Raw genomic sequence first — 24,905 nt, forward strand, 5'->3', positions numbered from 1 at the left:
GCTTCGCGGAACCCCCGATCCGGGTCATCCGAAACACCTATCCCGCATCAAAAGACGTGGTTGGCCCCAGCCGCAACGCCTAGCAAGGACACAGGCCGCAGGGCGTGAATAACCAGATGCGGAGGCTTCATTTCCATGCCGGTTTCTGCGGACGTGATGCTGGGCGCAGACGTCGCCCTGCCTCAGCCCGACCTAGTCAATCTTTACGGATGCCGTATCGGTGAAGGTTCGCGGATCGGCGCCTTTGTCGAGATTCAGAAAAACGCGGTGATCGGCGCACGCTGCAAGATCTCCTCGCACACCTTCGTCTGTGAAGGCGTGACCATCGAAGACGAGGTCTTTGTCGGCCACGGCGTAATGTTCACCAACGACCTGTATCCGCGCGCCACCGCCGCCGGCGGCGGCCTGCAGACCGAGGCCGACTGGCAGGTGTTGCCGACCCTCGTGCGCCGCGGCGCCTCGATCGGCTCCAACGCCACCATCCTGGCCGGCCTGGTGATCGGCGCCGGCGCGCTGGTCGGCGCAGGCGCGGTGGTGACGGCCGACGTGGCCGACCACGCGATCGTCGTCGGCAACCCTGCCCGCGTCGTCGGCGACACGCGCCTGCAAAAGCCGGCGGCCGACGACGCCCAACCCACACTCCGCAAGGCCAGCCCGCGAAAGGTTTGTCCATGATCGGCGTCGCAGTCATCGGCTACGGCTACTGGGGCCCAAACCTGGCGCGATGCTTCGCCGAGACCGACGGCTGCCGCCTGGTGGCGATCGCCGACGCCTCGCCCGACGCGCTCGCCCGGGCCGCCAAGCGCCACCCCTACGTCCGGCTGCTGAACGACTGGCGCGAGGCGCTCGAGGATCCGCAGGTCGACGCGGTGGCGATCGCCACCCCGGTGCGCACCCACTTCGACATCGCCAACGCCTCGCTGCTGGCCGGCCGCCACGTGCTGGTCGAAAAGCCGATGACCGAGACCTCGGCGCAGGGCCGGATGCTGCTGGAGACCGCTGAGCGGCGCGGCCTGACGCTGATGGTCGACCACACCTTCGTCTACTCGCCGGCGGTGGCGAAGATGAAGGAGCTGATCGCCGCCGACGACCTCGGCGAGGTCTACTACTACGACTCCACGCGCATCAACCTGGGCCTGTTCCAGAAAGACGTGAACGTCATCTGGGACCTCGCGGTCCACGACCTGGCGATCCTGCAGTACGTGCTGAACAGCCGGCCGACGGCGGTCTCGGCCAACGGGGTCAGCCACGTGCACGGCACGCCGGAAAACATGGCGCACCTGTCGCTCTACCTGGAAAGCGGCGCAGTCGCCCACCTGAACGTCAACTGGCTGGCGCCGCGCAAGGTGCGCCAGGTGTTCGTCGGCGGCAGCCGCAAGATGATCGTCTGGGACGACCTCGAGGTCAGCGAGAAGATCAAGGTCTACGACCGCGGCGTGAACCTCACCGACAAGGTCGAGGACATCTACAGCATGATGGTCAGCTACCGGATCGGCGACATGTGGGCGCCTCACCTGGCGACCACCGAGCCGCTGATCGCCGAGGCGGCGCACTTCGTCGACTGCATCAACACCGGCAAACGGCCAACCACCGACGGGCGCCTGGGCCTGCAGGTGGTCGAGATGTTGGAAGCCGCCACCCGTTCGATGGCGATGCGTGGCCACCCCGTCGAATTCGGCGGCATGCGGAGAGCTTCATGATCCCATTTCTCGACCTCGGACTGCAGCAGCGCCGGCTCGAGCCGGAGCTCGCGGAGGCGGCGCGCGAGGTGATCGCCAGCGGCCGGTTCATCCTCGGCGAGCGCAACCTGGCTTTCGAGCAGGCGTTCGCCGGCTATTGCGGCGCTGAGCATGCGGTCACGGTCAGCACGGGCACCGCGGCGCTGCACATGGCGTTGCTGGCCGCCGGGGTCGAACCGGGCGACGAGGTGATCACCACGCCGGCGACCTTCGTCGCGACGGTCGCGGCGATCCTCTACGCCCAGGCGACGCCCCGCCTGGTGGACATCGATCCGGTCACCTGGAACATCGACCCGGCGAAGCTCGAGGCGGCGATCACGCCGCGCACCAAGGCGATCATCCCGGTGCACCTGCACGGGCGGCTGGCCGATATGCCGGCGATCCTGGCGATCGCCCGCGCCAATGGGCTGGTGGTCATCGAGGACGCCTGCCAGGCGCACGGCGCAGAGGCCGACGGCCAGCGGGCCGGGACCTTCGGCGACCTCGGCTGCTTCAGCTTCTACCCGGGCAAGAACCTTGGGGCCTGCGGCGAAGGCGGTGCGGTGGTCACCAACCGCGCGGACCTGGCCGAACGCCTGCGCCTGCTGCGCGACTGGGGCCAGCCGCGGAAGTACCTGCACACCGAGAAGGGCTTCAACGCCCGCCTCGACGAGATCCAGGCGGCGCTGCTGAGCGTGAAGCTGCCGCATCTCGAAGCCTGGACCGACATGCGCCGGCACGCCGCCGCGCGCTACGATCGCAACCTCGACGCCGCCGGCGTGGTCCACGCTGCGCCCGCCAACGGCCGCGACCACGTCTATCACGTCTACGCCGTGCGCGTGGCCGAGCGCGACGCCGTGCGCGCGCAGCTCGCGGGCCGCGTCGACACCAACATCCACTACCCGATCCCGGTGCACCTGCAGCCGGCCTACGCCGACCTCGGCTACCGGCGCGGCGACTTCCCGGTCAGCGAGCAGCTCGCCGACGAGACCCTGTCGCTGCCGATGTTCCCGGGCATCACTGACACCCAGATCGACACGGTCTGCGACGCCCTGGCGGATGCCTGCCAGACGGCCACAACACTCGCGGGCAAGGCGGCTTGAAATGAAGGTCGTTCGCAACGTTCCCGCCACTCATGGGCGTGAGCCCGTCACCCGCGACCCGGACTACGAGTTCGGGTTCGCCGACGACCTGCGGCGCCGTCATTCGGCGGACGAGCTGATGGCGCTGTTCCGGCGTTTCGCCGCCGGCGACGATCACCTCGACCAGCTGATGCGCCGCACCTGCGTCCGCGCCCTGGCCCGGAGCTGCGGCGACGGCCTGCGCATCGGCCCGAGCGTCGGACTGCGACACCCCGAGACCTTCGAGATCGGCGACGGCGTGGTGATCGGCGAACAGGCGGTGATCCAGGGCCGGTTCGACGGCACCTGCCGCATCGGCCACAAGGTCTGGATCGGGCCGCAGGCCTACCTCGACGTCCGCGACGCGGTGATCGGCAACTACGTCGGCTGGGGCCCCGGCGCCAAGCTGCTGGGCTCGAAGCACTCCGGCGAACCGGTCCATGAGCCGATCATCGCCACCGACCTGATCATCGCCCGAACCATCATCGAGGACGAGGCCGACATCGGCGTCAACGCCGTCCTGCTGCCCGGCGTGACCATCGGCCGAGGGGCCATCGTCGGCGCCGGGGCGGTGGTGACCCACGACGTGCCGCCATTCGCCAAGGTCGCCGGCGCGCCCGCCCAGGTGATCGGCTTCCGCAACGCCAACCTGACCCGAAAAGGAGTCCGTGCGTGACCCTGCCCCTCTACGATCTGACTGACCGCAGGGTGCTGGTCACTGGCGGCGCCGGCTTCATCGGCAGCGCGACAGTGGACGCGCTGCTGGCCGCGGGCGCCGGCGACATCCTGGTGATCGACGACATGGTGCGCGGGCGGCCGGACAACCTCGCCGGCGCCCTGGCCACCGGGCGCGTCCGGCTGGTCCGCGGCGACATCTGCGACCGCCCGCTGATGGCCGAACTGGTCGACGGCTGCGACACCGTCTTCCACCTGGCGGCGCTGCGCATCACCCAATGCGCCGCCGAGCCGCGCCGGGCCATCGAGGTGATGGTCGACGCCACCTACGACCTGCTCGAGCAGTGCGTCGCGCAGAAGGTGCGCAAGGTGGTCATGGCCTCGTCGGCGTCGATCTACGGCATGGCCGAGCTCTTCCCGACGCGGGAGGACCACCACGGCTACGGCAACCGCACGCTCTACGGCGCGGCCAAGATGTTTGGCGAGGGCCTGCTGCGCAGCTTCAACGACATGTACGGCTTGGACTATGTCGCGCTGCGCTATTTCAACGCCTACGGCCCGCGGATGGACATCCACGGCAAGTACACTGAGGTGCTGATCCGCTGGATGGAGCGGCTGGCCGCTGGCGAGCCGCCGATCATCTTCGGCGACGGCCTGCAGACGCTGGACATGATCCACGTCGAGGACATCGCCCGGGCCAATGTGCTCGCCGCCCGTGCGCCGGCCAGCGACGTGGTCCTCAACATCGGCAGCGCCACCGAGACGAGCCTGGCCGACCTGGCCGAGCGCCTCGCCGTGGTCATGGGCGCGCCTGGCGCAAAGACGATCCACGAGGCCGAACGGGCGGTCAATCCGGTGCCGAAGCGGCTGGCCGACATCGCCGCGGCCGAGGCCCTGATCGGCTGGACGCCGTCGCTCAGCCTCGACGCCGGCTTGAGCAGCCTGGTCGACTGGTGGCGCCGCGAACAGGTCCGCAAGGCGGAAGGACAAGCGGCATGATCCCGATCGCTCAGCCCCTGCTCGGTGAGGAGGAAGCCGAGGCGGCCGCGGCGGTCGTGCGCTCCGGCTGGCTTAGCCAGGGCGTGCAGGTCGCCGCCTTCGAGGCGGAATTCGCCGCCCTGGTCGGCACGCCGCACGCCTGCGCAGTCTCCAACTGCACCACCGCCCTGCACCTCGCGCTGCTGGTCGCCGGCGTCGGCGCCGGGGACGAGGTGATCACCGTCAGCCACAGCTTCATCGCCACGGCCAACGTGATCCGCCAGTGCGGCGCGACCCCGGTGTTCGTCGACGTCGAGCCGGGGACCTGGACCCTCGATCCGGAGCGCATCGCCGCGGCGGTGACGCCGCGGACCAAGGCGATCCTCTGCGTCCACCAGATCGGCATGCCGGCCGATCTCGCCCGCATCCTGCCGCTCGCCCAGGCGCACGGCCTGCCGCTGATCGAGGACGCCGCCTGCGCCATCGGCGCGGAGATCCGCCTCGACGGCGCCTGGACGCCGCTCGGCGGGCCGGTCGGCGACGTGGCCTGCTTCTCCTTCCATCCGCGCAAGGTGATCACCACAGGCGAAGGCGGGATGCTGACGACCCGGCGGGCCGACTGGGACGCGCAGTTCCGGCTGTTGCGGCAACACGGCATGACGGTGTCCGACGCGGTGCGGCACGGCTCGACCCAGGTGATCTTCGAGGAATATCCAGTCAGCGGCTTCAACTACCGCATGACCGACATGCAGGCGGCGATCGGCCGCCGCCAACTGCAGCGGCTGCCGGAGATCATCGCGCGCCGTCGCTCGCTCGCCGCGCGCTACGGCGAACTGCTGGCCGGCACGCCGGGCGTCCGTCCGCCGGTCGAGCCGGACTGGGCGCGCAGCAACTGGCAGAGCTACGCCGTGCGACTGCCCGACGGCGCCGACCAGGCCCGGGTGATGCAGGCGATGCTCGACCGCGGCGTGGCGACCCGCCGGGGCGTGATGTGCGCGCACCTGGAAGCCGCCTACGACGGCGCCGAAGCCCCGCCCCTGCCGCAGTCCGAGACCGCGCACCTGCGCTGCCTGCTGCTGCCGCTCTACGCGCAGATGACCGAGGCGGACCAGATCACGGTGGTCGAGGCGCTGCGCGAGGCGCTGGCGGCCGAGCCGCTCGCCCCTGGCGCGCTGGCGGAAGTGGCGTGACGACCATGCACGCCGCAGCCCCCGCCCTCGCCCCCGCCCCGTCCGAACGCCCGAGCATCGAGATCCGCCCCGCCAGCGGCTGGGCCGGCCTCAACCTGCGTGAAATCTGGCGGTCGCGCGAACTGCTCTACTTCCTGGTCCTGCGCGAACTGAAGATCCGCTACAAGCAGGCGGTGATCGGCGTCGGCTGGGCGATCGTCCAGCCGCTGCTGGCGGCGCTGATCTTCACCGTCATCTTCGGCCTGTTCGCCAAGATGCCGACCGGCGGCATCCCCTACCCGCTGTTCGCCTATGCGGCGATCCTGCCGTGGACCTTCTTCGCCGAGGCGGTGCGCCGCAGCTCGGTGGGCCTGGTCAGCGACGCCGACCTGATCCGCAAGGTCTATTTCCCGCGGCTGATCGTGCCGCTGGCGATGGTCACCGCGCCGCTGGCGGACTTCGCCGCCGGCCTGATCGTGCTGCTCGGCATGTTCCTCTGGTACGGGATCTCGCCGACCCCCTACATCATGCTGTTGCCGCTGTTCCTGGGCGTCGCCTACGCGCTGGCGCTGGCGATCGGGCTCTGGCTGGGGCCGCTCAGCGTCCGCTACCGCGACGTGATGCACACCCTGCCGTTCCTGATCCAGGTCTGGCTCTACGCCTCGCCGGTCGCCTACCCCAGCAGCATCGTCCCCGAGCGCTGGCGGCTTCTCTACAGCCTCAACCCGATGGTCGGCGTCGTCGAGGGGTTCCGCTGGGCGCTGCTCGGCACCCCGCACCCGGACTTCCGGGCGATGGCCATCAGCGTCGTCGTCATCGCCGTCGCCCTGGCCCTCGGCCTCGCCTACTTCCGGAAGATGGAGCGGTCCTTTGCGGACATCATCTGACGAGTTCGCCATCCAGGCCCAGGGCCTCGGCAAGCAGTACCGGATCGCCAGCGGCGGCCGGCGCACCGACACCATGGTCGACGTGATGGCCGGTACGGCCAAGGCGATCGCCACGCTCGGACGCTCGCGGCCGCCGAAGCAATCGTTCTGGGCGCTGGACGACGTGTCGTTCGACATCCGCCATGGCGAGAATGTCGGCATCCTCGGCCTCAACGGCGCTGGCAAGAGCACCCTGTTGAAGGTGCTGTCGCGGATCACCAGCCCGACGACCGGACGCGCGCGCGTCAACGGCCGGCTCGGCTCGCTGCTCGAGGTCGGCACCGGCTTCCACGCCGAGCTGTCCGGGCGCGAGAACGTCTTCCTCTACGGCGCCATCCTCGGGATGAGCCGGTCGGAGATCGCCCGCAAGTTCGACGCCATCGTCGAGTTCGCCGAGATCGGCGAGTTCATCAACACGCCGGTGAAACGCTACTCGAGCGGCATGTACGTGCGGCTGGCGTTTTCGGTCGCCGCGCACCTGGAGCCGGACATCCTGCTGCTCGACGAGGTGCTGTCGGTCGGCGACATCACCTTCCAGCGCAAGTGCATCGACTTCGCCAAGGACCTGCAGCGGCGCGAGGCGACGATCCTGTTCGTCTCGCACAACATGTTCTCGATCAAGACGATGTGCGACCGGGTGATCTACCTGCGGCAGGGCAAGGTGCAGTTCGACGGTGCGACCGCCAAGGGCATCGAGCTCTACGAGTCCGACTGCCGGCTGGCCTCGGTCAACTGGGCGCAGGCGGCCGGGATCACCGACCCGAACGACACCCCGATCGTCATCACCGACGTCGCCCTGCTGAACGAGGCGGGCGAGCCGACCACGGTGTTCGAGTACGGCGAACGTCTGCGGCTGCATCTCGACTACGAGGTCCGCGGCCCGGTGGACGACCCGAACTTCATCCTCGCCTTCGTCCGCTCGGACGGGGTGTCCTGCTGCAACTACAACACCAAGCTGGACGGGGTGACGATCTCGACCAAGCCGGGGGCCGGACGACTCGAGCTGCTGACCCCGCCGCTGTCGCTGGTCTCCGAGCTCTACAAGCTGGAGATCCTGGTGCGCGAGCGGGGCTTCGGCAAGCTGGTCTGCGGCCAGCTCGGCGGCAGCTTCCACGTCAGCCACCCGGTGCTCGACATGCACTTCGGCGTGTTCCACGAGCCGGGCGTCTGGAGCCAGGGCGAACGGCGCGCCGTCGCGCGTCCGCAGAGCATCGGAGCGGTCGCCTGATGTCCGCCGGGATCGACGTCATTGTCCCCTGCTACAACTACGCCCGCTATCTGCGCGCCTGCACCGGCAGCGTGCTGCAGGAAACCTCGCTGCCGGTCCGGGTGCTGATCCTCGACGACGCCTCCAGCGACGACACGGCCGCGGAGGCCCGGCGCATCGCCGCCGAGGACAGCCGGGTCGAGGTCATCGTCCACCAGCAGAACCGCGGCCACATCGACACCTTCAACGAGGGCCTCGGCTGGACCGCGCAGAAGTATCTGCTGCTGCTCTCGGCGGACGACATGGTCGCGCCCGGGGCGCTGGCGCGCGCCGTGACGCTGATGGAGGCCAATCCGAGCGTCGCCTTCGTCTACGGCAAGGCGATCCAGTTCGCCCGCAATGAGGAGCTGCCCCGCACCGTCGCCGCCGGCGGGCGCGACCGGCTCATCTCCGGCCAGGACTTCATCAAGCGGATCTGCGCCCGGCCGGACAATCCGGTGGAGACCGCCACGGCCGTCGTGCGCACCGCCGTGCAGAAAAGGGTCGGCTACTACAGCACCAAGCTGACCCACACCGGCGACCTCGAGATGTGGCTGCGCTGCGCCGCCTACGGGGACGTCGGCGAGATCGACGCGCTGCAGGCCTTCGTCCGGATGCACGGCGAGAACATGCGCCAGGGCTACGCCGGGGCGAACTTCCTGCGCGACTACGGCCAGCGGCGTGACGCGTTCGAGATCTTCTTCGACGCCCAGGGCGCCCGCGTGGCCGGGGCCGCCGACCTGCGATCCCAGGCGCTCTCGACCCTGGCGCACGACCTCCTGTGGGACGCCTCCAGGGCGGTCGAGGCCGGCCGGGGATGTTCGGAAATGATCGCCTTCGCCGCCGAGCTGTGGCCAGCCGTGCGCCGGTCGCGACAGTACCGGCGCCTGCAGATCAAGCGTCTTGTCCACCCGCTGCTGCAGATCGCGACGCGCGGGACAACCGCCACATCCTCATTTGAGCGCGCCGCTCCGGCTCGCGACTGAGATGGTTTGCGGCTAGGTGAGCAGAGGGGCAGCCAGCGATGGACACGCGAGGACTTGGCCCTGAGCCCGCCGTCCGGCCGGAACGGCCGCTGCGCATCCTCTACCACCACCGGATCGCCGCCACCGACGGCATGCGGGTGCACGTCACCGAACTGGTGAGCGCGCTGCGCGCGCGCGGCCATGAGGTGCTGCTGGTCGGCCCCGGCGAACAGGCCGACGCCACCGCGGTGGCCGGCGCCGACAGCCGGCTGGAGCGCTTCGTGGAACGCCTGCGGCGCGGCCTGCCAGGCTGGGCCTACGAGCTCTGCGAGCTGGCCTACAACGGCCCGGCCTATCTGCGGCTGGCGCGGGCCGCCCGCGCCTTCCGGCCCGACGTCATCTACGAGCGCTACAACCTGTTCCTGCTCGCCGGGCTGGCGCTGCGCGCCCAGGGCGGACCGCCGGTGCTGCTCGAGGTCAACGCCCCGCTCGCCGCCGAGCGCACCGATCTCGGCCAGCTGAGCCTTCGCGGGATCGGCCGCCGCTGCGAGGCGGCGCTCTGGCAGGGGGCCGACGCGATCCTGCCGGTGACCGCGGTGCTGGCGGAGCATATCCGCAAGGTCCGCGGCACGGGCCAGGTGCACGTCATCCCGAACGGCGCGGACCTGTCGCGCCGCCCAACGCCTCAGGCGGCTGCGGCTGCGCGCCGGCGGCTGGGCCTCAGCGAAACCGACGTGGTCCTGGGCTTCGTGGGCTTCGTGCGCGCCTGGCACGGCGTCGGCTGGGCGGTGGATGCGCTGCCGCAGCTGCCGCCGAACACCCACCTGGTCATCGTCGGCGACGGCCCCGCCCTGCCCGAGCTGCAGGCCCGCGCCGCGGCTCTTGGCGTCGCCGGCCGCCTCCACGTCACCGGCAAGCTGCCGCACGGCGAAGTGCCGGCGGTCACCCAGGGCTTCGACATCGCCCTGCAGACCGGAGCCGCGGCCTACGCCTCGCCGCTCAAGCTGTTCGAATACATGGCGCTCGGCCGGCCGGTGATCGCGCCGGATCAGCCGAACATCCGCGAGGTGCTGACCGACGGCGAAAACGCGCTGCTGTTCGCGCCCGGCGACGCAGCCGCGTTCGCCGACGCGCTGCAACGGCTGTGCGCCGACGCCGGCTTGCGCCGGCGGCTGGGCGACGCCGCGCTGCAGACCGTCGAGCAGCGGCCGCTGACCTGGGCGCACAACGCCGCGCGCATCGAAGCCCTCGCCGAGGGCCTGCTCAGGCCATCGCGGGAGCGCGCCGCAAAGGTGGACGCCGGCCTGACGGCCGGGGCGAGCTCGAACCTCTGAGTTGATCCGCGCCCGTGGCCGGCTCGACCGGCCCGGGACCTAGCGCCAGCGGTCGGCGCGCAACTTCCGCCGCCAGGCGGGCGTCGGCCCCGGCGTCGGCCCGACGTGGCGCATCGGCAGCGGCTTCTCGGGCTCGGCCTCCAGCTGGATCGGCGCGCGTCTCGGCACCCGCTTCCAATCCGGTTCGGCCCGCTGCGGCGGCCCGGCGGGCACGCCCTCCTCGCGCATCCCCAGCAGGCCCCGCTCCGGAGATCCGGTGTGCTCAACGAACGCGGCCCACGCGACCACGATCAGGAACGCGGCGACCTCCGCCAGGAACAGGATGCCTTCCATCGGGCCCTCCGCAACCGGCGCATCATCGCGGCTCGCGGCCGGTTCGGCGGCGCCAAATGATGGACTCAGCGCCGCGAGCCCGCGAACCAAAAGCCCGCCGCACCGCCGTTACATCATTTGACGCGGTCGGCCCGTCGCGCTCAGGCGAATTTGCGCTTCGCGGCGGGCGCTTTTGCGCCGGACCGTTGCTGAGCAGGGGCAGCTGGACATGCGCGACCTCACACTCCTGGCGGCGCTGATCGCGATCGTGCCTCTGATCTTCCGGTTCCCGATCGTCGGCGTGCTGGCCTGGACCTGGATCACGCTGATGAATCCGCACCGCGAGGTGTGGGGCTTTCTCTACGGCTTCAAGCTCAACCTGATCATCGCCCTGCTGACCTTCGCCGCCTGGGGGGTGTCGCGTGAGCGCAAGATCGTTCCGCTCAACTTCTTCACCGTCGCGCTGCTGGTGTTCGCAGCCTGGACGTCGCTGACGACCTACTTCGCCCTCGATCCGGCGACAGCCAATGGGCTGTGGGACCGGACGATGAAGAGCATCATCCTGGCGCTCGCGGTGATCACCCTGGCCAACAGCAAGGGGCGGATCCAGATGGTGGTCTGGATGGTGGTCGTCTCGCTCGGCTACTACGCGGTCAAGGGCGGGGCCTTCACCGTCCTCACCGCCGGCGCCAACCGAGTGTACGGGCCGCCGGACAGCCAGATCAACGACAACAACACCCTGGGCCTGGCGCTGCTGATCCTGCTGCCGCTGGTCAACTATCTGCGCATGTCGAGCCGGCTGCGCATCGTCCGCACCGGCGGCTGGGCGACGCTCGCCCTGACGGTGCTGGCGATCATCGGCACCTGGTCGCGCGGCGCCCTGCTTGGCCTCGGCGCGGTGCTGGTCGCCTTCGGCGCGCGGTCGCGCGCCGGGCTGCTGTTGCTGGTGGTCGGCGGCCTGCTCGCCACCACCCTGCCCAGCTTCATGCCGGCGGCCTGGATGAACCGCATGTCGAGCATCTCGACCGCCAGCGAGGACGCCTCGTTCAACGGCCGGGTCGCGGCCTGGAAGACCAGCTACGCCATCGCCTCGGAGCGGCTGGTCGGCGGCGGGTTCTCGGCGGTGAAGATCGACCGGGTGACCAGGGAGTACACCATGCCGGGCAGCCTGACGGCCGGCAAAGCCGCCCACAGCATCTACTTCGAGGTGCTCGGCGACCACGGCTTCATCGGCCTGTTCCTCTATTTCATCGTGCTGATCGCGGCCGGCTGGAACACCATCCTGACGCTGAACACTGCCCGCGGCCGCCCGGAGCTCGCCTGGGCGGCGCAGCTCGCGCGGATGATGCAGGTGAGCATGGTCGCCTTCCTGGTGGCCGGCGCGGCGCTGTCGATGGCCTACTACGACGGGATGCTGCTCATCCTGGCGCTCACCGCCGCGGTCGCCCGGGTCGCCTGCCAGACGGTCGGTGCCGAAGGCCCGCTCCGGGCCGGCGCGCCGGAGTGGAAGCGGATGACCGTCGGTGTGCCGGCCGCGCCACGCAAACCGGACGCCCGGCCTGTCCTTTGATTGAACGCCGTTTCGGCCCCCGCCCTAGCCTGCCAACGGGTCGGAGCGGAGGACTTCCAATCCCGCTCCCCCTTGGTTTTTGAGCGGGGTGGTACATATGACGGCTCTCGTCACCGGCGGCGCCGGCTACATCGGCAGCCACATGGCTCTGGCGCTCCTGGAGCGCGGCGAAGACGTGGTGATCCTGGACAATCTGACGACTGGCGTACGGGACCTGGTTCCCGACAAGGCACAGTTCGTTCAGGGCGACGTCGGCGACGCCCGCCTGGTGCGCCAGCTGATCGCCGAACACGAGGTCGACAGCGTGCTGCACTTCGCCGGCTCCACCGTCGTGCCGGATTCAGTCTCCGATCCGCTGCGCTACTACGCCAACAACACCTGCAACTCCCGCACGCTCATCGAGGCCTGCATCCAAGGCGGGGTGAAGCACTTCATCTTCTCCTCCACGGCGGCGGTCTACGGCGCCACCGAGGCCGAGATGATCGATGAGAACGCGCCGAAGATCCCGGCCAACCCCTACGGTCGCTCCAAGCTGATGACCGAATGGATGCTCCAGGACGCGGCCTCGGCGACTAGCCTCAAATACATCGCGCTGCGCTACTTCAACGTGGCCGGGGCCGATCCGCTCGGCCGCACCGGCCAGTCGACGCCGCGCGCCACCCACCTGATCAAGCGGGCCTGCCAGACCGCGCTCGGCCGGCTGCCCTACCTCGGCATCTTCGGCGTCGACTTCGCCACCCCCGACGGCACCGGCGTGCGCGACTACATCCACGTCAGCGACCTGGTCGCCGCCCACGCGCTGGCGCTCGACCACCTGCGCGCCGGCGGCGAGTCCGGCGCCTTCAACTGCGGCTACGGCCACGGCTTCTCGGTGCGCCAGGTGATCGGCGCGGTGGAGCAGGCCTCGGGCCACAAGCTGGCGGTCAAGGAACTGCCGCGCCGCCCCGGCGACCCGCCCGCGGTGGTCGCCGACCCCGGCAAGCTGAAGGGCCGGCTCGGCTGGACGCCGCGCTACGACGCGCTCGACCAGATCGTGCGCCACGCCCTCGAATGGGAGAGCCGCGTTGACGCCCGCTGAGGCCTGGCCGGCGGCGTCGGCCTTCGAGGCGGCCGGCGGCGGCGAGCCGCCCTCGCTCGCCGGTCGCGCATTGCGCGCCCTGCTGCCGCTGGTGAAGCTGCGCACGCAGCTGCGCGGCATCTCGCTCGGCGTGCGGGCCTGCGTCCGCGACGACCGCGGCCAGGTGCTGCTCATCCGCCACAGCTACCTGCCAGGCTGGCACTTTCCCGGCGGCGGGGTGGAGTTCGGCGAAACCGCCGCCGAGGCGGTGCAGCGCGAACTCGCCGAAGAGGGCGGCGTGGCGATCACTGCGCCGCCGCGGCTGCTCGGCCTGTTCCGCAATCCCGAGTGGACGGGGGGCGACCACGTCGCCTTCTTCCAGATCGAGCGGTGGACGCCATGCGCGACCCATTGGGGCGTGGAGATCGACGCCGCCGCCTTCTTCGCCGAACAGGCCCTGCCCGCCGACGCGCATCCCTCGGTGCGCCGCCGGCTCGCCGAGGTCGGGGGCGCACCGCAAGCGCCGCTCTGGTAGCCCAATCTGGGGTTACTGCTGACAGGCGCGAGAGCGAATGCGCGCCGGCGCCCTCACATGCAAGGGCGCGCCGCCCCCGTCGCTGGGAAGATCGGATGTTCGGGCCAACGCGCGCGCTCGGATGTTGAACAGCTTCGCCGGACGTCCCGCCTCCGGCGAATAGCTGAGCGCGAGCCTCGGCCGCCGAATCGGCGGCCGAGGCGTTCGGCTGTGATCAGGCCGCGCGGCAGGCCTTGGATCCGGCCCCCGGGATCGCCAGGAAGGTGATGCTGGCCGGCGCCAGGTTCAGCTTGCCCTTGCCCGCCTTGACCGGGGTGAGCGGCGGCAGCTTGTCGCCCGGCAGCAGGCCCAGCGTCCGGCCGTTGAGCTTCACCGTGCTGCTCTGCAGTTCGTCGGCGCTCAACGTGTAGCGCTCCGCCGCCGCCGTCAGCTCGAGGGTCGCCGGCGCGGTCTTGTCGAGGTTGATGGCGACGAGGCCGACGCCGCCCGGCCGGTCACGCAGGCAGTGGGCGTAGACATGCAGGCCCGGCTGGGTCGGCCCGGCGTCCAGCACCGTCTCGCCCATCAGGTTGCGCCACAACAGCGCCGCCCAATAGCTCGGCCGCGGCTGGTTGGTGACGTCGTCGATCAGCGCGTAGTCGCTGGCCGACAGGGTGTTGTGGAAGATGACGTCCGCGCCGCGCTTGGCCAGCCGGCCCATCTGGTCGACGTAGCGGAAGGTGTCGAGCCAGGTCGCCGCCCACTGGTCGCCGCCGCAGGCCGCCTCGGCCATCTCGGTGATCCAGATCGGCGCGCCCGGCGCGAAGCGGTCGCGCACGGCCTTGTAGTGATCGAAGGTCTGATCCGCCCGCGCCAGCCACGCCTCGGTCAGCGCCTGGTCCGGCGTGACGCCGGCGGACTTGTCCATCCCCGAGCAGCGCTTCGAGACGGTGCCGTAGAAGTGGTAGGAGAAGATGTCGAACTTCGGCGCCGGATCGGCGGTCATCAGCGCCTCGGTCGGCACCTGCCCCATCTTCGGCGGGAACAGGATGAAGCCCGCCTCGCCGGTCGAGCCCGGTCCGACCGTCTTCATGTCCGGTGCGTCGGTCTTCACCAGCTCACGGAAGGCGGCGACGTCCTGGGCGAAGCGCGCGGCGTCATAGCCCTTCGGCAGGCCGACCGCCGGCCCGACGTTCGGCTCGTTGATCAGTTCGGCCGCATAGAGCTTGCCGCCGAGGTCGTGGGTGTAGCGGATCATCCGCCGCGCCTGGTCGGGATTCCAAGCGCCGTCAGGATTGCGGGCCCCGTCGCTGACCGGGAAGGAGACCACCAGTTCGGCGTCGGTCGCCTGCGCGAAATCGACCACCCCGGCCCACTGCGGCCGGGTCAGCACGCCCTGGTAGCCGGCCGGCGGGGTCGCCGGCGGCGGGGTGTCGGCGTCGTGGAAATAGGTGCTGTTGGCCCAGGCGCCGCTGACCCGCACATAGGCCGGGCCCAGCGCCTTGGCGAGCACGCGCAGGCGCCGGTCGTGCTTCAGGTCGAGCGGCTCGCGCTTGCGGAACATGGCGCCGGCGATATCGACGCCGCCGCTCCTCAGCGGGTCGGGCTTCGCGGCCTCGCCGGGCTTCGGATAGGGCGCCCAGAAGCGGCCGCCGATCACCTCGACCGTCTCGACATTGTAGGACTGGAAACGCGGGTCGACCTTGCGGACCGCCGGCAGCTCGCCGGGCGCGATCCTCACCGCCGCCGCGCTCGCCGGGCCCGCCGAGACGACAGCCGTGGCGGCCAGCATGATGGCGGCCGATCGGCCAAGGTCCGCACGTCGGGTCAGCATCGCAGGTCCTCCGAGGCGCCCGTCGGGCGCATTTGAATTGGTCTTACCAGTCAGCCCGGACGGGTCAAGGCGGTGGTCAGACCGAGCGGCGACGCGCGTACTCGATGCGCTTGGCCTCGACCTCGGTGCGGGCACGCTCCAGCGCCTCCAGCTCGGTCGCCGCCAGCAGCCCTTCGATGACGTGCTCGAGGTGCTCGCGCATCACCTTGCGGGCCTGTTGCGGATCGCGCGTCCGGAGCGCGTCGAGCAGCCGGCGATGCTCGTCGATCCGCGGCTTCACCCCGACCGCGCGCGCCTTGTCGAGCATGTGGCGGCAGAGCGGCGAGCGGTAGCGCGCATCCCACAGGGTCTCGATCACCGAGACGATGGCGGCGTTGCGGGTCGCCTCGGCGATGGCCACGTGAAAGCGGCGGTCGGCCTGTTCGCCCTTCGCCTCGGCGGCGTTCTCCTCGACCATGTCAGCGAGGATTTCCTCCAGGCGATCAAGCTCTTCGTCGGTGATCGTGGCGGCCGCCAGGGCGGCGGCCTCGGGCTCGAACAGCGCCCGCGCCTCGGTGAGCTCGAACGCGCCGATGTCGAGTTCGGGCGCCGGCGCCGGCTCCGGCAGGGTGTCGGCGACATAGATGCCCGAGCCGTGCCGGGCCTCGACCATGCCGCGGATCTCCAACGCCAGCATGGCCTCGCGGATGGTCGGCCGGCTGACGCCGAACTCCTCGGCCAAATCGCGTTCGGACGGCAGCCGCTGGCCCGGCGGATAGCGGCCGGCGGCGATCCCATCGGCGATGGCGGCGGCCACCTGCTGGTAGAGCTTGCGGGTCTCGGCGGGGGAGCGGGTCATGAGATCGGGTTGTCGCGGGTCCGCGGTTGACAAGTCGTTCAGACGAGAGCCAAGAGGTATTACCACTTTTCGCCCCGAAAAGCACCCTCATCAAGGACTCTCGCCGTGGCGGCGCCGCTTATCCTCGATCCGGACCGATTCTTCCCGCCGGAGCCTTCGGCCCGCGCCGTCGCGCGGCAGCTGTTCGCCGGGATTGAGCGCCTGCCGATCATCAGCCCGCACGGCCACGTCGCGCCGGAGTGGTTCGCCGACAACGCTCCGTTCGAGGACGCGGTCAGCGTCTTCCTGTGGCCCGACCACTACGTCCTGCGCATGCTCTACAGCCAGGGGATCGACCTCGGCCGCCTGGGCATGTCGGGCGGCGACGGGCCGGTCGAGACCGACCGCCGGGCGGTCTGGCGGCTGTTCGCCGCCAACTACCGGCTGTTCCGCGGCACCCCGTCGCGGCTGTGGCTGGACCACGCCTTCGCCACCGTCTTCGGGCTCGACCAGCGGCTGTCGGCGGAAACCGCCGACCTCTACTTCGACACCATCAATCAGGCGCTGGCGACCGAGGCCTTCCGCCCGCGCGCCCTGTTCGAACGCTTCGCCATCGAGGCGATCGCCACCACCGAGGGGGCGACCGACGAGCTGCCGCACCACCGGGCGATCCGCGCCTCGGGCTGGTCCGGCCGGATCCTCACCACCTTCCGCCCGGACGACGTGATCGACGCCGAGCGCGAGGACTTCGCCGAGAACCTGACGAAGCTCCAGGCGCTGACTGGCGAGGACCTGGCGAGCTGGGAGAGCTACCTCAGCGCGCTGCGCAACCGCCGGGCCTATTTCCGCGAGGTCGGCGGGGCCACCGCCACCGACCACGGCCACCCGACCGCGCGCACCGCCAACCTGTCGGCGGCCGATTGCGCAGCGCTCTACGCCCGTATCCGCAGCGGCGGCGCGACGCCTGAGGACGCCGAGACCTTCCGCGCGCAGATGCTGACCGAGATGGCGGTGATGGCCGGCGACGACGGCATGACGATGCAGCTGCATCCCGGCGTCTGGCGCAACCACAACCCCTGGCTCTTCGACCGCTACGGCCGCGACAAGGGCGCCGACATCCCGACCCGGGTCTCCTACGTCGACGGACTCAAGCCCCTGCTCGATCGGGTCGGCAATCGCGCCGACCTGACGCTGATCCTGTTCACCCTGGACGAGAGCACCTACGCCCGCGAGCTGGCGCCGCTGGCCGGCCACTATCCGTGCCTGAAGCTCGGGCCCGCCTGGTGGTTCAACGACAGCCCGGAGGGGATGCTGCGCTTCCGCCGCCAGGTCACCGAGACCGCCGGCTTCTACAACACCGTGGGCTTCAACGACGACACCCGGGCCTTCTTCTCGATCCCCGCGCGCCACGACCTGGCGCGGCGCATGGACTGCGCCCACCTGGCCGAACTGGTCGCCAGCCATCGGCTGGAGCTGGACGAGGCGCTCGCGCTCGCCCACGACCTCGCCTACGCCCTGCCCAAGCAGGCCTACCGCCTGTGAGACTGTCGTTTCAAACGCTGGACCAGGTCCCGGCCGCCGTCGCGCGGCCGGCCTATGACCTCGCGGGCCTGGGCTGCGGCATCGTCCACCTGGGCCTGGGCGCGTTCCATCGCGCGCACCAGGCGGTCTACAGCGACGCCGCGATCGCGGCCGCCGGCGGCGCCTGGGGGATCGTCGGCGTCTCGATGCGAAAGCCGGACGTCGCCGCAGCGCTCAGCCCGCAGGACGGCCTCTATACGGTCGAGGTGCTCGACGCCGAGCCCAGCTACCGCGTGGTCGGCGCGGTGCGTCAGGCGCTGACCCTGCCGCTGGAGCCGGACCGGGTGCTGACGGCGCTGGCCGCGCCGGCGACGCGGATCGTCACCCTGACCGTCACCGAGAAGGGCTATTGCCTCGACGGCGCCGGGGCGCTCGATCTTTCCCATCCGGACATCGTCCACGACCTGACGTCGCCTGGCTCGCCGCGCTCGGCGGTCGGCGTGCTGGCCGCAGGTCTCGCCCGCCGCGTGGCTGAGGGCGCTGCGCCGCTCACCGTGATCAGTTGCGACAACGTCGCCGATAATGGCGCGCGGCTGGCCGCGGCGGTCGAAGCCTTCGCCGCCCGCGCGCATCCGCTGCTGGCGCCGCGGCTCAGCGCGGCGGCCGCCTTCCCACAGACCATGGTCGACTCCATCGTCCCGGCCACTGACGCGGCGAGCCGCGCGCGGATCGAGCGCGTCCTCGGCCTGACCGACGAAGGCTCGGTGCAGCGCGAAGCCTTCGGGCAGTGGGTGATCGAAGACCGGTTCGCCGGCCCGCGCCCGGCCTGGGAGCAGGTCGGCGTCGAGCTCGTCGGCGACGTCGTCCCCTATCGGCGGCTCAAGCTGCACGTGCTGAACGCCAGCCATTCCGCCCTCGCCTATCTCGGCCTGCTGCGCGGCCGCACCTTCGTGCGGGACGCCATCGCCGACCCCGAGCTCGCCGGCTTCCTCGACGGCCTGATCGCCGAGGAGGTCGCCCCCGCCCTGCCCGAGCTCGCCGTGGGCGACTACTGGAGCGGCGTGCGCCGCCGCTTCGCCAACCCGGCGGTCGATCACCGGCTCGACCAGATCGCCCAGGACGGCGCGCAGAAGCTCGCCCAGCGGATCTTCCCGCTGATGATCGCCAACCAGCGCGCCGGCCTGCCGGTGACCCGGATGGGCCGCGTGGTCCGCGCCTGGATCGACTGGTCGGCGACCCAAGGGCCGCCGCCGCGCGATCTCGACGACCCCACGCTGTTCCCGGCCGAAATCCGCAGCAATCCGGCGCTGCGCGCGGCGATCCTCGGAGCCGCGGCATGAGCCGGGCAGTCTGCATCGGCGAATGCATGGTCGAGCTCGCCCCGGCGGGCGACGACCTCTACCGGCGCGGCTTCGCCGGCGACACCTTCAACACCGCGGTCTATCTGAAGCGCAGCGCGCCGAAGCTGGACGTCCAGTTCGCCACCGTCACCGGCGCCGATCCCTTGAGCAAGGCGATGCGCCAGGCCTGGCGGGCGCAGGGCGTCGGCGACGCCCTGGCCGCCGTCGATCCGGCCCGCCGCCCCGGCCTCTACCTGATCGAGCTCGACCCCCAGGGCGAGCGCAGCTTCCACTACTGGCGCGGCGAATCCGCCGCCCGCGGCTGGGCGCGCCACCTGGCGACCATGGCCCAGGACGACGTGCTGGACGGCGCCGACCTGATCTATGTCTCCGGCATCTCGCTGGCGATCCTGACGCCGGACGACCGGGCGCTGGCCTTCGAGATCCTGCGGAGCTTGCGCGGCCGCGTCCGTCGGATCGCTTTCGACCCCAATCTCCGCCCGGCGCTGTGGGGCGACATCGCCACGGCCCGCGCGGCGTTCGAGACCGTCGCCGGCGTGGCCGACATCCTACTGCCCAGCCGCCAGGACCTGCAGCTGCTGTGGGGCGAAGAAGACATCGAGTGGATGGCCCGGCGGCTCGCCGAGCTGGGCGCGTCCGAATTCGCCATCACCGCCGAGGACCAGGGCTGCCTGGTCCACCACCGCGGCCAGTCGCAGTGGCTGCCCGCCCCGCGCGTCGAGACGGTGGTCGACACCTCCGGCGCCGGCGACAGCTTCAACGGCGCCTACCTCGCCGCGCGCCTGGCCAAGAAATCCCCGATCGACGCGGCCCGTCGGGGCCTGGCGCTCGCCGCCTACGTCGTGACCCAACCCGGCGCCATCGCCGCCGACCAACCGAGTGGACCTGCTTCCTGATGCTTAAGATCACCAACGCCCGGGTCATCGTCACCTGCCCGGGGCGCAACTTTGTCACCCTGAAGATCGAGACCGACCAGGGCGTCTACGGCATCGGCGACGCCACCCTGAACGGCCGCGAGCTGGCCGTCGTCAGCTACCTGCAGGACCACGTCTGCCCGGCGCTGATCGGCCGCGACGCCCACCGCATCGAGGACATCTGGCAATACCTCTACCGCGGCGCCTATTGGCGCCGGGGCCCGGTGACCATGAGCGCCATCGCCGCGGTCGACATGGCGCTGTGGGACATCAAGGCCAAGGCGGCCGGCATGCCGCTCTACCAGCTCCTCGGCGGCCAGAGCCGCAACGGCGTGATGGTCTACGGCCACGCCAACGGGAACACGGTCGAGGAGACCATCGCCGAAGCCCTGCGCTACCAGGCCCTGGGCTACAAGGCGATCCGCCTGCAGACCGGCGTGCCGGGACTCGCCAGCACCTACGGCGTCTCCGGCGACAAGATGTTCTACGAGCCGGCCGACGCGGCGCTGCCGACCGAGAACGTCTGGTCGACCGAGAAGTACCTGCCCACCGTGCCGAAGCTGTTCCAGGCGGCGCGCGACGCGCTCGGCTGGGACGTGCACCTGCTGCACGACAGCCACCACCGCCTGACGCCGATCGAGGCGGCCCGCCTCGGCAAGGACCTCGAGCCGTTCCGGCCGTTCTGGCTGGAGGACGTCACCCCGGCGGAGAACCAGGCCTCGTTCCGCCAGATCCGCGCCCACACCACCACGCCGCTCGCCGTCGGCGAGGTCTTCTCCAGCGTCTGGGATTGCAAGCAGCTGATCGAAGAGCAGCTGATCGACTACATCCGCACCACCATCGTCCACGCCGGCGGCATCAGCCACGTGCGCCGCATCGCCCATCTGGCCGAGCTCAACAACGTCCGCACCGGCTTCCATGGCGCCACCGACCTGTCGCCGGTCTGCATGGGCGCGGCCCTGCACTTCGACCTCTGGGTGCCGAACTTCGGCGTCCAGGAGTACATGCGCCACACGCCGGAGACCGACGCGGTGTTCCCCCACGCCTACAGCTTCGCCGACGGCTACCTGCATCCGGGCGAGACGCCTGGCCACGGCGTCGACATCGACGAGACGCTGGCCGCCAAGTACCCGTACAAGCCCGCCAGCCTGCCGGTGAACCGTCTGGAAGACGGCTCGATGTTCAACTGGTAGCGGCGCGAACATGAAACCCGTCGTGCGCCCGATCCGCCACCTGCGCTGGTGGATCATCTCGCTGGTGATGATCGGCACGGCGGTGAACTACCTCGCCCGCAGCGCGCTGGGGGCGGCGGCGCCGACGTTGACCAAAGAATGGAACATGTCGACCCAGGCGTACTCGTACGTCGTGGCGTCGTTCCAGCTCGCCTACACCATCGTCCAGCCGATCGCCGGCTGGCTGCTGGACCTGCTGGGGGCCAAGGTCGGCCTGACCATCTTCGCGATCGGCTGGTCGCTGGCCAACATGGCCCACGCCCTGGCCACCGGCTGGCCGATGCTGGCCGGCTTTCGCGGCCTGCTGGGCGTCTTCGAAGGGGCCGTCATCCCGGCGGCGATGAAGACGGTCTCCGACTGGTTCCCGGCCAAGGAGCGGTCGATCGCCACCGGCTGGTTCAACATCGGCACGGCGCTGGGCAGCATGATCGCCCCGCCGCTGGTGATCTGGTGCATCCTCGAGGGCAGCTGGCGGCTGGCCTTCGTCGTCACCGGCGGCGTCGGCCTGGTCTGGGCGGGCCTCTGGGCCTGGTTCTACCACCGCCCGCAGCAGCATCCGCGGATCACGGCCGCGGAGCTCGCCTACATCGAGGCCGGCCAGGCGAAGAAGCCGGCCGACGCCCCGGCCAAGGGCCCGGGCTGGATCGCCATCGCCCGGACCCGCAAGTTCTGGGCGATCGCCATCCCCCGCTTCCTGGCGGACCCGGCGTGGCAGACCTTCAGCTTCTGGATCCCGCTCTATCTGGTGACGGTCCGCGGGATGGACCTGAAGCAGATCGCCGCCTTCGCCTGGCTGCCGTTCCTGGCCGCCGATCTCGGCTCGATCTTCGGCGGCTATCTCTCGCCGGCGCTGATGCGCTACGGCGGCTTCTCGCTGCTGACGGCGCGCAAGCTGACGGTGCTGACCGGCGCGGTGCTGATGATCGGCCCGGCCCTGATCGGCCTGGCCCCCAGCGCCTATTGGGCCATCGCGCTGTTCTGCGTCGGCGGCTTCGCCCACCAGGTGCTGTCGGGCACGCTGATCACGCTGTCGGCCGACGTCTTCCCGGACAACCAGGTGGCCACCGCCACCGGCATGGCCGGCACCGCGGCCTGGACCGGCGGCCTGCTGTTCTCCCTGGTGGTCGGCGCGCTGGCGACCACCGTCGGTTACAATCCGCTGTTCGTCGCCCTGGCGATCTTCGACCTGATCGGCGCGGCGGTGCTGTTCACCCTGATGCGGGAAAAGCCAGGCCCAGTTTAGGATCGTGCGCTGTGCAATCGTGCAGCTCCAGCGCCGCGTAGCATTCGCAGGCGCGGCGCTGCAGGCCCTCGCGGTCGACGATGGTCAGCCGCGAGCGGCCGAGCGAGATCAGCCCATCCGCCTGGAACCGCTGCAGCGTCGGGTTGATCGACGAACGCTGCGCACCCAGCACCTTGGCGAACAGCTCCTGCGCCAGGCCGATGTCCTGCCGCTCGAGCAGGCTAGAACAGCTCAGCAACCAGCGCGACAGTCGCTGCTCGATGCCGTGCAGCGCGTTGCAGGCGCCGACGCGGATGGCGTAGCGCATCTGGTCCTGGCCGCAGCGCGACAGGGCGCCGGCGATGCGCGTCGACTGCCGGCAGGCCCAGCCGAGGCGCTGACGAGGAATGCTCCAGGCGTGGGCGTCGAAAATGCTGACGTTGCGGGTCAGGGCGGTCGCGAAGCCGAAGGCCGATAGCCCCCCGACCGCGCTGTTGCGGCCGATCAGTACGCACTCGACCTCCTGGCCGGTCTCGAACACGGTGAACTTCGAGACGACGCCCTCGGCGAGGAAATAGATGTTGCGGATTTCGTCGCCGGGCTCGTTGAGGACCTGCCCGGCCCGCAGCCGCGTCGCGACCAGGTCGCCGCGAATGAGGTCAAGGTCCGAGCCGAACTCGCGCAGGATAAGATTGCGACTAACCAGAAGCACTACTCCAGATACATGCCGGCGAGTCGAATAACGCGCTCACCGGACCCGGTTCGGCCGAGGAATGATCCAGTGCTCTCATAGAGTCTGTCCAGCGTTGGACAGTTCGCCCTGACGATCAGTCGCCGGACGCTGCGCGCGGCGGTTCCTCGCCGGCGGTTGTCGCCAAAACCAGCGCCTGCGCGCCCGGCCCCGCCGGCGGCAGGCTGCGCGCCCAGTCGGTGCCGTGGCCGTCCGGACGATGACGCCAGCCGCGGGCGTGGGCCCATTCGTGCTCCCGCGCCGCGTCCCATTCTCGCCGACTGGGCCAGGCCCGCGGATCGACCAGCACCACGGCGTCGAGCTTGGCGTGGTAGCAGCCCCAATAGTAGGCGCCCCGCCGCGCGTGCTCCGGCAGGCCGCCCATCGCCGTCCGGCAGATGTAGTCGACCTGCTCGACGTTGCGCAGCACCATCTCCCAGGTCTTCCCGGTGCGCGTCGGGCCGCTGGCGTAGATGACCGGCGCGGGCTCGACCGCCCGCGTCCAACCGGACGGCCGGGCGGGCGTCGCGGCGATCACCAGAACGCCGCAAACGGCTGTGGGAAATCCGCACAACCGCCATGGCTTGCGCACAGACATGCCCGCCCCAATCGGGGCCAGGCCAAGAATGTTCGTCGAGAATTCCGGAAGTCGTCGCTATTTCAGACTTCAGTTATCAGATGTTTTAACCGGCTCAACTTGTCGCAGCAGACCGCAGAATGCCAACTTGATCGGCGTTATTTACTTGGGTTTAGTTCTTCGCAATTGGAACGATAACTCTAGCAAGGATTCTATTTGCAGATGCAGCCCAGGCTACGCCGACCCGCTAGCCTGCGCGTCAGCGGGCCTCACCAAACTGGCGGAGCGAACTGCCGGCTCCAGGCCGGGCGGGTTGTGGGGAAGCGCGTCGACAAGCGGAAACCGAGGCGCTCGCGGGTTCGCGCGTTCGAAGGCAGCGCCGTCCGCCGGCAGATGGCGGACGGCGCTGCAGGGCGCGGATCAACCGCGCCGTGGGATGGCCGCCTCAGCCCGGCCAGCGGTCGAAGTAGGCCGGGTGTCCGCCGCCGGTGGAGAACAGGGCGTAGATCATCGCCAGGGCGAACAGGACCACGAGCGCGATCGCGAAGAGGTCGATGCCGCCTTCCACCCGCCGCATATTGTCAGATGCGTGATGATGGTGGTGGTGTTCGGTCTCGTCGGTGGCGTGGGCGTGGGAATGCCCCCAACGCGGCATGTGGATATTCATGGCGGGCCTCCGTAACCGCGCCCTGCACACCACGCGGCGCGCAGGGCGCCATATGATGCAGAACGGCTGCCGCAGGCGGCTGTTCCGGTTTGCCCCCGATCCCCTGCGCTCAGGCGTTCAAATGTGCAGCAGCGCGACGCCGCCAGCACCGGGTTGGCGGCCGAGCGCCGCCTGCGAGGTCGAAGATGAGCGAGCACGTCTACAAGCTGCTGGAGCTGGTGGGGTCGTCCAAGGTGTCGATCGAGGACGCGATCCAGAACGCGATCACGCGCGCGAACGAAACGCTGCGCAACATCCGCTGGTTCGAGGTGCAGGAGACCCGCGGCTGGGTCGAGGACGGCCAGGTCGCCCGCTATCAGGTGACGCTCAAGGTGGGCTTTACCCTCGACAGCTAGCTGATACACGGCCGAAGCGACGGCGGAGGACCCCGCCGGCTGAGCCGGCG

General features: G+C 70.3%; 25 protein-coding genes. 19 read left to right on the forward strand and 6 right to left on the reverse strand.

From position 1 onward, the window contains the following. Nucleotides 1-156 precede the first annotated feature (156 nt). Genes ACSQ14_RS12075 through ACSQ14_RS12120 form a run of 10 tightly spaced genes read left to right on the forward strand, consistent with a single transcriptional unit; the run spans nt 157 to nt 10,132 of the window. Nucleotides 157-675 (forward strand): acyltransferase, encoded by a 519-nt coding sequence (locus ACSQ14_RS12075; RefSeq protein ID WP_436013016.1) that lies wholly within the window; start codon nt 157-159, stop codon nt 673-675. Further along, on the forward strand, nt 672-1,700 hold the full coding sequence (locus ACSQ14_RS12080; RefSeq protein WP_436013018.1) for a Gfo/Idh/MocA family protein: 1,029 nt from the start codon (nt 672-674) through the stop codon (nt 1,698-1,700). Before ACSQ14_RS12075 ends, ACSQ14_RS12080 begins: the two co-directional genes overlap by 4 nt. Further along, complete coding sequence (locus ACSQ14_RS12085) at nt 1,697-2,821, forward strand: DegT/DnrJ/EryC1/StrS family aminotransferase (protein WP_436013020.1); 1,125 nt, start codon at nt 1,697-1,699, stop codon at nt 2,819-2,821. The genes ACSQ14_RS12080 and ACSQ14_RS12085 overlap by 4 nt, the downstream gene beginning before the upstream one ends. 1 nt (nt 2,822) lies before the next feature. After that, nucleotides 2,823-3,515, forward strand: a complete 693-nt coding sequence (locus ACSQ14_RS12090) for an acyltransferase (RefSeq protein WP_436013022.1) — start codon at nt 2,823-2,825, stop codon at nt 3,513-3,515. Next, complete coding sequence (locus ACSQ14_RS12095; protein WP_436013024.1) at nt 3,512-4,513, forward strand: NAD-dependent epimerase/dehydratase family protein; 1,002 nt, start codon at nt 3,512-3,514, stop codon at nt 4,511-4,513. Before ACSQ14_RS12090 ends, ACSQ14_RS12095 begins: the two co-directional genes overlap by 4 nt. Further along, nucleotides 4,510-5,682: a DegT/DnrJ/EryC1/StrS family aminotransferase gene (locus tag ACSQ14_RS12100; RefSeq protein WP_436013026.1), complete on the forward strand. Its 1,173-nt coding sequence runs from the start codon at nt 4,510-4,512 to the stop codon at nt 5,680-5,682. The genes ACSQ14_RS12095 and ACSQ14_RS12100 overlap by 4 nt, the downstream gene beginning before the upstream one ends. A 5-nt stretch (nt 5,683-5,687) precedes the next feature. Then, nucleotides 5,688-6,548 (forward strand): ABC transporter permease, encoded by an 861-nt coding sequence (locus ACSQ14_RS12105; protein WP_436015409.1) that lies wholly within the window; start codon nt 5,688-5,690, stop codon nt 6,546-6,548. After that, the gene (locus ACSQ14_RS12110) at nt 6,532-7,815 is read left to right on the forward strand and encodes an ABC transporter ATP-binding protein (protein ID WP_436013028.1); all 1,284 of its coding nucleotides are present in this window, start codon (nt 6,532-6,534) and stop codon (nt 7,813-7,815) included. The genes ACSQ14_RS12105 and ACSQ14_RS12110 overlap by 17 nt, the downstream gene beginning before the upstream one ends. Continuing rightward, on the forward strand, nt 7,815-8,819 hold the full coding sequence (locus ACSQ14_RS12115; protein ID WP_436013030.1) for a glycosyltransferase family A protein: 1,005 nt from the start codon (nt 7,815-7,817) through the stop codon (nt 8,817-8,819). Before ACSQ14_RS12110 ends, ACSQ14_RS12115 begins: the two co-directional genes overlap by 1 nt. A 38-nt stretch (nt 8,820-8,857) precedes the next feature. Further along, a complete protein-coding gene (locus ACSQ14_RS12120) occupies nt 8,858-10,132 on the forward strand; it encodes a glycosyltransferase family 4 protein (protein ID WP_436013032.1) in 1,275 nt (424 codons plus the stop codon). A gap of 39 nt (nt 10,133-10,171) precedes the next feature. Here ACSQ14_RS12120 and ACSQ14_RS12125 read toward each other — a convergent pair whose 3' ends face one another. After that, nucleotides 10,172-10,465 (reverse strand): hypothetical protein, encoded by a 294-nt coding sequence (locus ACSQ14_RS12125; protein ID WP_436013034.1) that lies wholly within the window; start codon nt 10,463-10,465, stop codon nt 10,172-10,174. A 208-nt stretch (nt 10,466-10,673) separates the two neighbouring features. On the opposite strand from ACSQ14_RS12125, the gene ACSQ14_RS12130 reads away from it, so the two are divergent. The 3 genes from ACSQ14_RS12130 to ACSQ14_RS12140 all read left to right on the forward strand — a co-directional run bounded on the left by ACSQ14_RS12130 (nt 10,674) and on the right by ACSQ14_RS12140 (nt 13,606). Then, nucleotides 10,674-12,014 carry a putative O-glycosylation ligase, exosortase A system-associated gene (locus tag ACSQ14_RS12130; RefSeq protein WP_436013036.1) on the forward strand — a complete coding sequence of 447 codons (1,341 nt, stop codon included), beginning with the start codon at nt 10,674-10,676 and terminating at the stop codon, nt 12,012-12,014. A gap of 97 nt (nt 12,015-12,111) precedes the next feature. Beyond that, nucleotides 12,112-13,092 (forward strand): UDP-glucose 4-epimerase GalE, encoded by a 981-nt coding sequence (gene galE, locus ACSQ14_RS12135; protein ID WP_436013038.1) that lies wholly within the window; start codon nt 12,112-12,114, stop codon nt 13,090-13,092. Beyond that, nucleotides 13,079-13,606 (forward strand): NUDIX domain-containing protein, encoded by a 528-nt coding sequence (locus ACSQ14_RS12140; RefSeq protein WP_436013040.1) that lies wholly within the window; start codon nt 13,079-13,081, stop codon nt 13,604-13,606. Before galE ends, ACSQ14_RS12140 begins: the two co-directional genes overlap by 14 nt. A gap of 214 nt (nt 13,607-13,820) precedes the next feature. Here ACSQ14_RS12140 and ACSQ14_RS12145 read toward each other — a convergent pair whose 3' ends face one another. Both ACSQ14_RS12145 and ACSQ14_RS12150 read right to left on the reverse strand, forming a co-directional pair. After that, nucleotides 13,821-15,419 carry a hypothetical protein gene (locus tag ACSQ14_RS12145; RefSeq protein WP_436013042.1) on the reverse strand — a complete coding sequence of 533 codons (1,599 nt, stop codon included), beginning with the start codon at nt 15,417-15,419 and terminating at the stop codon, nt 13,821-13,823. 76 nt (nt 15,420-15,495) lie between these two features. Continuing rightward, the gene (locus tag ACSQ14_RS12150; protein ID WP_436013044.1) at nt 15,496-16,257 is read right to left on the reverse strand and encodes a FadR/GntR family transcriptional regulator; all 762 of its coding nucleotides are present in this window, start codon (nt 16,255-16,257) and stop codon (nt 15,496-15,498) included. 105 nt (nt 16,258-16,362) lie between these two features. On the opposite strand from ACSQ14_RS12150, the gene uxaC reads away from it, so the two are divergent. Genes uxaC through ACSQ14_RS12175 form a run of 5 tightly spaced genes read left to right on the forward strand, consistent with a single transcriptional unit; the run spans nt 16,363 to nt 22,507 of the window. Continuing rightward, complete coding sequence (gene uxaC, locus ACSQ14_RS12155) at nt 16,363-17,778, forward strand: glucuronate isomerase (RefSeq protein WP_436013046.1); 1,416 nt, start codon at nt 16,363-16,365, stop codon at nt 17,776-17,778. Further along, on the forward strand, nt 17,775-19,097 hold the full coding sequence (locus ACSQ14_RS12160) for a mannitol dehydrogenase family protein (protein WP_436013048.1): 1,323 nt from the start codon (nt 17,775-17,777) through the stop codon (nt 19,095-19,097). The genes uxaC and ACSQ14_RS12160 overlap by 4 nt, the downstream gene beginning before the upstream one ends. Further along, on the forward strand, nt 19,094-20,014 hold the full coding sequence (locus ACSQ14_RS12165) for a sugar kinase (RefSeq protein WP_436013050.1): 921 nt from the start codon (nt 19,094-19,096) through the stop codon (nt 20,012-20,014). The genes ACSQ14_RS12160 and ACSQ14_RS12165 overlap by 4 nt, the downstream gene beginning before the upstream one ends. Next, the gene (gene manD, locus ACSQ14_RS12170) at nt 20,014-21,225 is read left to right on the forward strand and encodes a D-mannonate dehydratase ManD (RefSeq protein ID WP_436013052.1); all 1,212 of its coding nucleotides are present in this window, start codon (nt 20,014-20,016) and stop codon (nt 21,223-21,225) included. The genes ACSQ14_RS12165 and manD overlap by 1 nt, the downstream gene beginning before the upstream one ends. Nucleotides 21,226-21,235: 10 nt before the next feature. Then, nucleotides 21,236-22,507: an MFS transporter gene (locus ACSQ14_RS12175; RefSeq protein WP_436013054.1), complete on the forward strand. Its 1,272-nt coding sequence runs from the start codon at nt 21,236-21,238 to the stop codon at nt 22,505-22,507. Here ACSQ14_RS12175 and ACSQ14_RS12180 read toward each other — a convergent pair. The 3 genes from ACSQ14_RS12180 to ACSQ14_RS12190 all read right to left on the reverse strand — a co-directional run bounded on the left by ACSQ14_RS12180 (nt 22,473) and on the right by ACSQ14_RS12190 (nt 24,460). Next, a complete protein-coding gene (locus ACSQ14_RS12180) occupies nt 22,473-23,198 on the reverse strand; it encodes a Crp/Fnr family transcriptional regulator (RefSeq protein WP_436013056.1) in 726 nt (241 codons plus the stop codon). The two genes, ACSQ14_RS12175 and ACSQ14_RS12180, sit on opposite strands and share 35 nt — an antisense overlap. A 115-nt stretch (nt 23,199-23,313) precedes the next feature. Beyond that, on the reverse strand, nt 23,314-23,754 hold the full coding sequence (locus ACSQ14_RS12185) for a hypothetical protein (protein WP_436013058.1): 441 nt from the start codon (nt 23,752-23,754) through the stop codon (nt 23,314-23,316). A gap of 484 nt (nt 23,755-24,238) precedes the next feature. Next, nucleotides 24,239-24,460: a hypothetical protein gene (locus tag ACSQ14_RS12190; protein WP_436013060.1), complete on the reverse strand. Its 222-nt coding sequence runs from the start codon at nt 24,458-24,460 to the stop codon at nt 24,239-24,241. Nucleotides 24,461-24,645: 185 nt separating this feature from the next. On the opposite strand from ACSQ14_RS12190, the gene ACSQ14_RS12195 reads away from it, so the two are divergent. Then, nucleotides 24,646-24,855, forward strand: coding sequence for a dodecin (locus ACSQ14_RS12195; protein WP_436013062.1), 210 nt, complete (start codon nt 24,646-24,648; stop codon nt 24,853-24,855). Nucleotides 24,856-24,905 lie beyond the last annotated feature (50 nt).

The organism is Phenylobacterium sp. LjRoot219 (assembly GCF_964252995.1).
Taxonomy (GTDB): Bacteria; Pseudomonadota; Alphaproteobacteria; order Caulobacterales; family Caulobacteraceae; genus Phenylobacterium.